The organism is uncultured Mucilaginibacter sp., from assembly GCF_937859865.1.
Taxonomy (GTDB): domain Bacteria; phylum Bacteroidota; class Bacteroidia; order Sphingobacteriales; family Sphingobacteriaceae; genus Mucilaginibacter_A.
In genome coordinates this window covers 1-9,042 of the sequence record NZ_CALMAT010000022.1, presented here as the reverse complement: position 1 = coordinate 9,042, position 9,042 = coordinate 1, and the positions used below count along the sequence as shown (strand labels likewise).

The 9,042-nt window shown below is 42.4% G+C and carries 10 protein-coding genes and 1 tRNA gene (1 of these 11 only partly in view); 6 read left to right on the top strand and 5 right to left on the bottom strand.

Annotated elements, in window-relative coordinates; all coding sequences use genetic code 11:
- A protein-coding gene (locus Q0192_RS02810) for a substrate-binding domain-containing protein (RefSeq protein WP_299285760.1) crosses the window boundary here: on the bottom strand, positions 1–728 show its 5' portion. Its footprint begins 307 nt before the window's first position; only the first 728 of its 1,035 coding nucleotides appear in the window; it begins with the start codon at positions 726–728; the stop codon falls past the left edge of the window.
- Between the two features lie 47 nt (positions 729–775).
- On the opposite strand from Q0192_RS02810, the gene Q0192_RS02805 reads away from it, so the two are divergent.
- Positions 776–898, top strand: coding sequence for a hypothetical protein (locus tag Q0192_RS02805; RefSeq protein WP_299285757.1), 123 nt, complete (start codon positions 776–778; stop codon positions 896–898).
- A gap of 404 nt (positions 899–1,302) precedes the next feature.
- Here Q0192_RS02805 and Q0192_RS02800 read toward each other — a convergent pair whose 3' ends face one another.
- Together Q0192_RS02800 and Q0192_RS02795 are read right to left on the bottom strand one after the other, a co-directional pair.
- Positions 1,303–2,217 carry an AraC family transcriptional regulator gene (locus Q0192_RS02800; RefSeq protein WP_299285754.1) on the bottom strand — a complete coding sequence of 305 codons (915 nt, stop codon included), beginning with the start codon at positions 2,215–2,217 and terminating at the stop codon, positions 1,303–1,305.
- A gap of 118 nt (positions 2,218–2,335) precedes the next feature.
- Complete coding sequence (locus Q0192_RS02795) at positions 2,336–3,100, bottom strand: SDR family oxidoreductase (protein ID WP_299285751.1); 765 nt, start codon at positions 3,098–3,100, stop codon at positions 2,336–2,338.
- Positions 3,101–3,569: 469 nt separating this feature from the next.
- Between Q0192_RS02795 and Q0192_RS02790 the strand changes: the two genes are divergently transcribed.
- Positions 3,570–4,589 carry a DUF2341 domain-containing protein gene (locus Q0192_RS02790; RefSeq protein WP_299285748.1) on the top strand — a complete coding sequence of 340 codons (1,020 nt, stop codon included), beginning with the start codon at positions 3,570–3,572 and terminating at the stop codon, positions 4,587–4,589.
- A 224-nt stretch (positions 4,590–4,813) separates the two neighbouring features.
- Here the strand turns inward: Q0192_RS02790 and Q0192_RS02785 are convergent.
- Positions 4,814–4,886, bottom strand: a tRNA-Lys gene (locus tag Q0192_RS02785).
- Positions 4,887–5,043: 157 nt separating this feature from the next.
- Between Q0192_RS02785 and Q0192_RS02780 the strand changes: the two genes are divergently transcribed.
- The 4 genes from Q0192_RS02780 (at position 5,044) to Q0192_RS02765 (ending at position 7,238) form a co-directional block, all read left to right on the top strand.
- The gene (locus Q0192_RS02780; protein ID WP_299285745.1) at positions 5,044–5,325 is read left to right on the top strand and encodes a hypothetical protein; all 282 of its coding nucleotides are present in this window, start codon (positions 5,044–5,046) and stop codon (positions 5,323–5,325) included.
- Between the two features lie 122 nt (positions 5,326–5,447).
- Positions 5,448–6,197, top strand: a complete 750-nt coding sequence (locus Q0192_RS02775; protein ID WP_299285742.1) for an MBL fold metallo-hydrolase — start codon at positions 5,448–5,450, stop codon at positions 6,195–6,197.
- A gap of 61 nt (positions 6,198–6,258) precedes the next feature.
- The gene (locus Q0192_RS02770) at positions 6,259–6,948 is read left to right on the top strand and encodes a lipid-binding SYLF domain-containing protein (RefSeq protein ID WP_299285739.1); all 690 of its coding nucleotides are present in this window, start codon (positions 6,259–6,261) and stop codon (positions 6,946–6,948) included.
- Between the two features lie 47 nt (positions 6,949–6,995).
- Complete coding sequence (locus Q0192_RS02765; protein ID WP_299285736.1) at positions 6,996–7,238, top strand: hypothetical protein; 243 nt, start codon at positions 6,996–6,998, stop codon at positions 7,236–7,238.
- Positions 7,239–7,588: 350 nt separating this feature from the next.
- Here Q0192_RS02765 and Q0192_RS02760 read toward each other — a convergent pair.
- A partial coding sequence (locus Q0192_RS02760; RefSeq protein WP_299285733.1) for a class A beta-lactamase-related serine hydrolase occupies positions 7,589–9,042 on the bottom strand: 1,454 nt, incomplete at its 5' end.

Here is a 9,042-nt window from a genome sequence, read left to right as displayed (position 1 = left end):
ACATTAATGTCCGGGTGGGCAGAAAGAATATCTTCCATCGCTTTTAAACCTTCATTATTGGCCCAGCCGCCCCAGCCCTGCGAAATGACCGTGAAGTTCGTTTTTCCCTGCGTCCGCAATTGCCCTTCGGCAAGGCCGCTTAAAAAGCCCAGGCGTTTTTCTTTTCCGGCCTCGTTGCCCTGGTTCCCGCTGATAATGGCCGCGTTGATTTTTTTGCCCGCCATTTTTTCGGCCACCCATTCGCCAACCAGTTCGCCGTTCAACGTATTGTTTGCAAAAACCGAAGAAACATAATGCGCAGAAGGGTCAATATAACTGTCCAAAATAAACACCGCTACGCCGGCTTGTGTTGCAGCGTTTACAGTTGAAACCAATGCCTTATAATCCAAAGGGTTGATAATTAAAACTTTAACGCCTTTGGCCACCATGTCTTCAATCCCGGTAATTTGTTTGGTGATGTCGCCCTGCCCATCCACCGAAATAAACTTCATGCCGTACGATTCTACATTGGCCTGTACAGCTTTGTTTAAGGCAACGTAAAAAGAAGCGTTGAGCGAGGGCGAACAGTAGCCAACCGTGATTTTAGAAAGGTCTTTTTTGCTTGTGATGGAAGGTTGCAACCGCGTATTTGTGGTGTTGCCTTGCGGTTTTGGGTTGCATCCGGCGATAGACAGGGCGATGTTGATGCCGGTTAATGCAATTACAAGTTTTGACAAGCTGATGCGCATGTTGGTCAGAGTTAGTTAAGGTCATGCCTTTTGGCCGGGCAATAGCTTTGGCCAAATTAGAAGATGAAATTGATCAGTCAATAATTGGTGTTGATGGACAGGTTTTAAAAAAGGTTCTGGCGGCTAAATTATCATTATTTTATAAAAAGGAGCAAGCCGAAATTTTTTAAATGCGAAGGGACCAATACTTCTTTTATCGTATAAAAATCGGTGTTGAGAGCTTCCTCAAAATAGAAGAGCCAGCTACACATTTAATAATTTTGATGAGTTTGTTTAATTTATGGGTGTTGTGTTTTTTCTGCAATACTTCTTTTATAGCATCAAATTTAAAGTCATCCCCCTAACCCCCTTCAAAGGGGGAAGCCTGACGCCTACCTTTCTATCGTTTCAAAGGTTGGAGATGAAAGGTATGCGCCCTGGCCCTTTTCCCCCTTTGAAGGGGGCCAGGGGGACGAGTTGTTTTCCTATGAACCATTTCTTGTTCTTGAAAACACAAAAAGTTTAAACAAATTTGATGGCATAAAAGAAGCATCACAAGAAAGCGGAGGGAAGAAGCATCAAAATTTCAACACCATCAGGCCCGAAAGGCCAAGGGCGCCAAAGCAGTTTGTTTTTTGAAGTAGTTGGAAAAATGCGCCAAATCATCAAAACCTAAAGTGTAGGCAATTTCTGCCACGCTCCAATGCGTTTGTTTCAGCAGGATTTTAGCTTCCTGGATCAACCTTTTGCTGATGGTTTCGGTAGTGGTGCTGCCGGTTGCTTCTTTCAGCACTTTGTTAAGGTGGTTTACGTGTACGGCCAGGCGGTCGGCATAGTCTTTTGGCGTGCGCAAGTTGAGCCTTTGGTGGGAAGGTTCGAGCGGAAACTGCCGTTCCAGCAGTTCTATAAATAACGAAGATATCCGTTCTGAAGCGTTTTGGGCATTACTGATAGCCGATATCGGCTGCAACTTTTGCCCGTAGTGGATCAGCTCCATCACCAAATTGCGCAGCAGGTCGTACTTATATTTGTAATCCGCGCCCAACTCTTTGTGCATTTTTCGGAAGATGTATTCAATCTCCTTAATTTCTTCTGCAGAAAGTTGAAATACCGGCAATTGTCCGGGCTGAAAGATCGGTAGTTCGTCTAGCGCAACGCCTGTTTTTCCTTTGGAAAGAAAGTCGGGCGTAAAGATGCAAAACATGCCGGTTTGGTTGCCGTCTTCGGGCAGCCAGTGGTAAGGGATTTTTGGTGTGGCAAACAGCAAGGCGTTTTCCTGAATTTCGATCACCTTATCGGCGTACTCTGCTTTGCTTTTACCCCGTAGCCAACCGATTTTGTAATAAGCCCTGCGGCTATAAGGCATCATGCGCGCACCGGTTTTTTTGTCGAAAAGTTTTTCGGTTTCAAATACATTGAAATGGCCAATTTCCTTCGTGATGCCTTCGGGAAGTGCAGCCGCATTTCTTTGATAAAAATCATTTAACGATGTGTTGGAAATCATAGCCATTTGCAAAAATCAATTTAAGGTTTCAGTTTGTGTTGAATTAAAGTTAAGCAAATTTGGGTTAAAGACAAAAAAGCAGGCAGCCTTACCTGCCTGCTTTTTGCTTGGTGGCCTTGCCGCTTTACAATAGCATCCCACCCGAAACTTCTATACGCTGGCCGTTAACCCAACGTGCGTCTTCGGTGCATAAAAAAGCAACCACGCCGCCAACGTCTTCGGCCACGCCTGGCCTGCCCAAGGCCGTAACAGCGCTCACTTGCTTTTGCGACTCCTCGCTTTCTCTCAGGTGTGCGCCGCCAAAGTCTGTCATAATTGCACCGGGGGCAACCACATTTGCCCTGATTTTACGTGCACCTAATTCTTTGGCCAGGTAACGTGTAAACACCTCGACCGCACCTTTCATGGCAGCATAGGCTGAAGACCTTGGAAAAGAGACACGGGCGAGGCCGCTGGAAACATTTACGATGCCACCGCCGTCATTCATCAGCGGAAGCAAATCCTGTGTCAGAAAATAAACGCCTTTAAAATGGATGTTCAGCAGTTCGTCAAAAAATTCTTCCGTTACTTCGCCTATCAATTTGTAGCCGCCAATACCTGCGTTGTTGATCAAAAAATCAATATGATCAGTTCCGAATTCGGCATTCAAAACCTGCCCGAGTTTCTCCTTAAAAGCATTAAAACTTTTGATATCGCCGGTATTTAATTGCAGTGTTGCCGCTTTTCTTCCGCTTTGTTTTATCTGTTCCGCCACGTTTTGGGCTTCTTCTGCTTTGCTGTTGTAGGTTAAAATAATGTCAATCCCTTTTTCGGCAAGGCGTAATGCCATGTCTTTGCCCAACCCGCGGCTGCCGCCGGTTACCAGGGCAATCTTGTTTTTATTTTCCATCTTAATCTTGTTTTTTTGTTTAGCAAAGATGGCAAAGAAAGCAGCTTGCCTGTTTGTAGTTATCAATCGGTTATTTGAAGAATTCAAATAATTTTAAAGACAGAATTTACAGGCATAAAAGAAGCATTGCAAATTATTTTTCAGTAAAAAGTTGATGGTTCATGGTTTATAGCCATCAAACACCAATACAAAATTTATATGCTAAAAGAAGCATTATGTGCTTTTTTAATATAAATTTAAACCGGCTTTCATTTTATATTTGTTAGAGCCTGTTTAAATTTTGTCATGAAAATTTATCATGCTTCTTTTATGTCAATAATTTTTAGCCGATAAAAGAAGCATCCTAAACAGATGAACAAATTTTAAACAAGAGCGCCAATTTGTTCGCCCCAAATAAAAAACTTAAGTGATCGATTTTTCTAAATTCTAATTTCCTTAAACAATGATTTCTAATTTCAAATGTAATTTTATGAAAAGTTTATTGCTAAAAATAGGTACAATTATCGTTGGTGTTGCTTTTCTCTTTTATGCTGATCCTGCAAAGGCTTCGGCAGTACCGGGGCATAAAAAAGTAAAAGCGGTCAAGTTTTCGGCGGACAAATGGGGTTTCAAAAGAAAAATCACGATTGAGAACCCTGCCGGTCAGGCTGCTGATGCCGTAATCCAAATCCGCCTTGACAGCAAAGAATTTGATTATACAAAAGCCAAAGCCGATGGTTCCGATATCCGTTTTTCAACAGCCGCCGGAAATATGGATGCCAAGGGTTTGTCCTACTGGATAGAACAATGGAATGTGGATGGCACGAGCATCATCTGGGTAAAAGTACCTGTTTTAAAATCCAAGGCCCAAAACGCAGTGTATATGTATTATGGCAATGCCAACGCTCCGGCGGTTTCCAATGGCAATGCCACGTTTTTGTTTTTTGATGATTTTGAAGAGGGCAACTATTCAAAAAAATGGAACAACGTTTCTATCGGCGAAGTTGAAGAGCAGGGCGGCCAGTTAAAATTGCGCGAAAGCGATGGCCAGGACGGCATAATTACGGCAAACTTTAACGTAACAGGAAAAATGATCGTCCGGACACTTTATCAGCGCGGTGGCGCAGACGAACACTGGACACGTGCCGGCGTTGGCGGCTGGGACCACTGGCTTTGTTTTGGCGACCATACCGATGTGGCCGGTATCGGCACAAATTATGTAATGATTTATGATAGCGCAAGTTTAAACAGCCTCAAAAGCGCCCCGTTAGTTAAAGCTGCAAACACCGTGATTACCGACAAATGGCGGCGGGCAGCCTACTGGTACGACGGCAAAAGTTTGTGGGGGATGCAGGACAATGTTAAGGTAGAACTGCCTTTGGCTAATGCATCTTCAAAATTAGGGTTAAGGACTTTAGACAATGACAACTGGGACAATTTTGCATACATCACCGTAAGTAAATATTACCCTGAACCGATCGTTACTTTAGGGCAACAAAAAAGCAATTGATTTATAATTGCATAGTTCCTAAAGTTAATAACTGTTAAAAATCTGAAGCCCATCCTAAATCATAACCTGGTTTAGGATGCTTCTTTTATGCCTGTAAATTTTGTCTTTTTATACAATGAACTATAATCTATGTGAACCATCATCCATTCACAATTTCTAACTTAAACCAGCCTCAAAACAAAAAGGACAAGCCGTAATTTTCTTACGCTTGTCCCCAATTATAGTGACCCCGCAGGGGATCGAACCCTGGACCCAGTGATTAAGAGTCACTTGCTCTACCGGCTGAGCTACGAAGTCTGGTGTGTTGCAATGATACGCATTCCTTTAAAAATTATAAAACGCCGCGGTATCAGTTTGCTAAAATTTACCTTGTAAAAACAGTATTGATGTTTTTTGTAACAGATAAACAAATAATTTAAAAACGTATATTAGTGCAACTAAAAATCAAAACAACATGAAAAAATTATTCAGTGCCTTAATGTTACTTGCTTTTATGGCAACTGCCGGTTTTGCACAAGTTCCGGCAAAAGCTACTTCCAGCCAAACCACTGCCAAAACCAGCATGAAAGCAGCTGCAACTAAACAAACTGCTGGCATGATGAAAAAAGACGGAACGCCCGACAAGCGTTTCAAAGCCAACCAGGCAGCAAAACCAATGGCCGCCGGCCCGATGAAAAAAGACGGGACACCCGATATGCGCTACAAAGCCAACAAAGCCAAAACTGCCAAAATGTAATTTATACCGATAAAAGAAGCATGGCCGATAAGTTGCAAAAACTTTTTCGGCCATTTTTCTTTTTAAATGGCGACACCGAAAGCTGGTGTAAAAGTTGAATGTTAACTAAAAATGAACACCTGATGAAAAAATATCTTTTTGCCCTACTGTTTTTACTGCCATTTTTTTCGGTTTTTGCCCAAGCCGATGTTTTTCCGACCAAAAAAGGCAACCTCGAAATTACGCCTGTTTTTCATGCTGCTTTGGTTTTGCAGTGGAACGGTTTAACCGTTTTTGCTGATCCTTATGGCGGTGCCGAAAGATTTAAAGATAGGAAAGCACCGGATTTGATCGTCATCACCCACGAACATGGCGACCATTTGGACGAAGCTACTTTAAGCGGACTCGATTTAACCAAAACAGAATTGATTGCGCCGCAAAAAGTAGTAGATCAGCTTAAAAACAAAAGCTTTGCCAAGGTTACGGTTTTAGGCAATGGCCAGAACTCGACGTATAAAAATATTAAAATCGAAGCTGTTGGCGCCTACAATATCCCCGAAGAAACGGCGCGGCACAAAAAAGGCGTGGGCAATGGTTACGTCATGACTTTTGGTGGAAAACGGGTTTACATTTCGGGCGATACTGATGGCACGCCGGACATGCGCAGCCTAAAAAATATTGATGTAGCTTTTGTTTGCATGAACCCGCCTTACACCATGGATGTTGCGCCTGCAGCAGATGCTGTTTTGGCTTTTAAACCGGCTGTGGTTTATCCTTATCATTACCGCCAGCCAGGCAATAAATTGAGCGACATTGAGCAGTTTAAAAAACTGGTGAACAATAAAGACCCCAAAATAGATGTACGCCTGCGCAACTGGTACACGCAATTGTAGCCGTGCAATAAAACGCCGGGTTGTGGGTTATTGTTCAACCATTAACCATTAACTATTAACCATGAACTTTTTTCTCTCTTTAAAACACCGCGTACTTCTTTTAGCACTACTTTTTTCGTTTACGGCAACTACACAGGCGCAAGATAAACAGCAGCAAAAATTAAATACTTCCATCCGCGTAATCCAGGAATTTGGCAAGCTGCGCGAAAGCATCCCCAAACAACTGTTGCAAAAAACAGAAGGCATCATCATTATTCCGGGCTTGATCAATGCCGGGTTTATGATTGGTGGCAAACGCGGAAAAGGCATCGCGATGGTTAAAAACGACAACGGGACCTGGAGCAACCCGGTTTTTTTGACCATGACGGGCGGTAGTTTTGGTTTTCAGGCCGGCATACAATCGGTTGATTTGGTGCTGGTTTTCCTAAACAAAACTTCCCTTTTAGAAATCGGCAAAAGCAGTTTTACGTTGGGCGGCGATATTTCTGTAGCTGCCGGTCCGCTTGGCCGTAGCTCTTCTGCCGGAACAGATTATAAATTAGAATCCGAAGTTTATACTTATTCGCGCAGCAAAGGTTTGTTTGCCGGGATCAGTTTGAGCGGTTCTTCGTTGGATATTGACCAAAAAGCCGATAATGCTTTTTATGGCGATGAAGACGATGCCGCAGCTTTGTTTGCCAATAAAAAACCTTCGGCCGTGCCCGCTGTTAAAACGTTGAAACAAACGTTAAGAGACCTTTACAAAAAGTAAAACCAGTCTTTAAAAACAAAATTTATACCGATAAAAACAGCATCGCCATGAACCAAACCGAAGGAGAAAATACACCGGCAACCAGTGCCGCCAGCGAATTTGATATCAACACCATTTTGATAAAAGAGCTGGGCATCAACAGCGCAAAAGTAGAAATGATCTTCCAGATGCAGGTAGAAATTTTGGCCTTGCTGCAACAAAAATCAACCGACGAAATTTTTGGCGAGAAAAACGAACGCGTAAAACAGTTGGCGCTGGAGTTTTACATTGCGAATAGTATTAAGAAGTAGGGATTGTTAATGTAACAATATTTAGAGCTTGTTTAAATTCATACCAAATCTTTCAATATGCTCAAGATTAATCATAATGCTTCTTTTATCCAGTAGAAATTGATGTTTGCATCAATTCAAATAAACCAAAAACAAATACTTGACATTTTTTTAGGTGATAAAAGAAGTATGTAAATATTAACAAGCAAATTTCAAACACCTCTAACAATCATTTATCTTTTATAAATGAAAATACATTACTACCGGCATTCATTACTACCGTTCGGGTTAATGGATCAAAATTAAACGTCAGGTCATAACGATCATAGTAAAGCTCGTAAGGCTGGTAACTTCAAGATATTACCAAGGAACTATTTCAGTTCAATGTCAATAATTGTCTGTCCCTTTTCCTTAAGATAGGCTTTAATGAGATCAAGATAAAGCTTGGTTCCGTTCTCTGAATTGGTAAAGATGATAATGCCCCGTCCTGATTTGGGCAAAAGAAAACAAATAGAGTGGGCACCGGGATCATCGCCGCCATGCGAGATCGCATATTCACCATCGCCCAAAGGGGCGTAAATAAACCAGCTCAAACCAATATAACGACCATCTTTTGTTTTGGTGTTATGGCTGATCATTTGCCTGGCAATGTCTTCTGAAATTCCTTCGTGGTTTGCTGCTGCAAGCATAAACTTTCCATAATCTGCGATTGTCGTCTTTAACTGGTCAGCTCCGCTGGGAACCGTGTTTTTCTCGATAGGCATCGCTTTGCCACTGGTATCGTGTGGCACGGCAAACCTGGATTCATCTATCCGGGCATCCCAGGTAAAATGGCTGTCGGTCATGCCCAGAGGTTTAAAAATTATTTCATCAGCTAACTGGTTCAATGGTTTATAGAACTTGGCTTCCAATGCCCTGCGCAAATACTCAAAGCCCTCACCTGAATATTCGTATTTTGTTCCGGGATCAGACTGGAAAGCTAGCTTTTTATCTTTTAGCTGCCAACGCCAGTTTGGAAAGCCGCTTTGTTGAGTAAGAATATGCCGCGTTGTTAGTATTTTGCTACGCGGGTCAGCCTTTACATCGGGGTCTGTCCAATATTTATAAAGCGGTTCATCTAAAGACCACTTACCTGCACTCACTAACCGCAGGGTAAGCATCGTAGTTACCGTCTTTGTTAAAGAGGCCACATTAAAAATTGAATTGTACGAAGCTGGTCTTCCCTTATCCAATTCACCATAAACTTTAATCTCTTGTAGCTTGCCATTACTAATCAAACCAAGTGCCAGTGCCGGTACTTTATTTTGCTTTAGCCATGCTTCAACACCAGCTACATCTTCAAGCTTAGGTGTTCCGGCTTCTGTTTCCTGATGGTCATAACTCAAACTTCGGATCAGCTTCCATTGGCCGTTTTCTATTTTCCAGACGTTACTAAATTTTGCGCGGCTGGTAAAATATAAAGGTTTACCCGGCTCAAGGGCATAAAAGCGGTGGACGCCGGTTTGTATAGCTCCATACATTACTCCGTTCTTTTCAAGCGGATATACATCTATGCTGCCTGGCTCTAGTACCCTGCTGGCTTTGTAGCTCAAACCGCATACATTGTTTTTGACACTGTTGATGAATGCGGCTTTTGTTAACATCATACCGGCCTGGTCATGGTAAAACTCGAAGTTGTCGCTAACCAGCATTTCAAATGCTGGCAAATTGCAGGTGTTAAAACCGACATCGAATAAAAGGCTGTCCTGCTTTTTCAAAGTTTGATATAGAGCTGAGAAGCTGTTTAAAAACGACAAATATCGAAAAGAGACTGCCGCTATTGTAG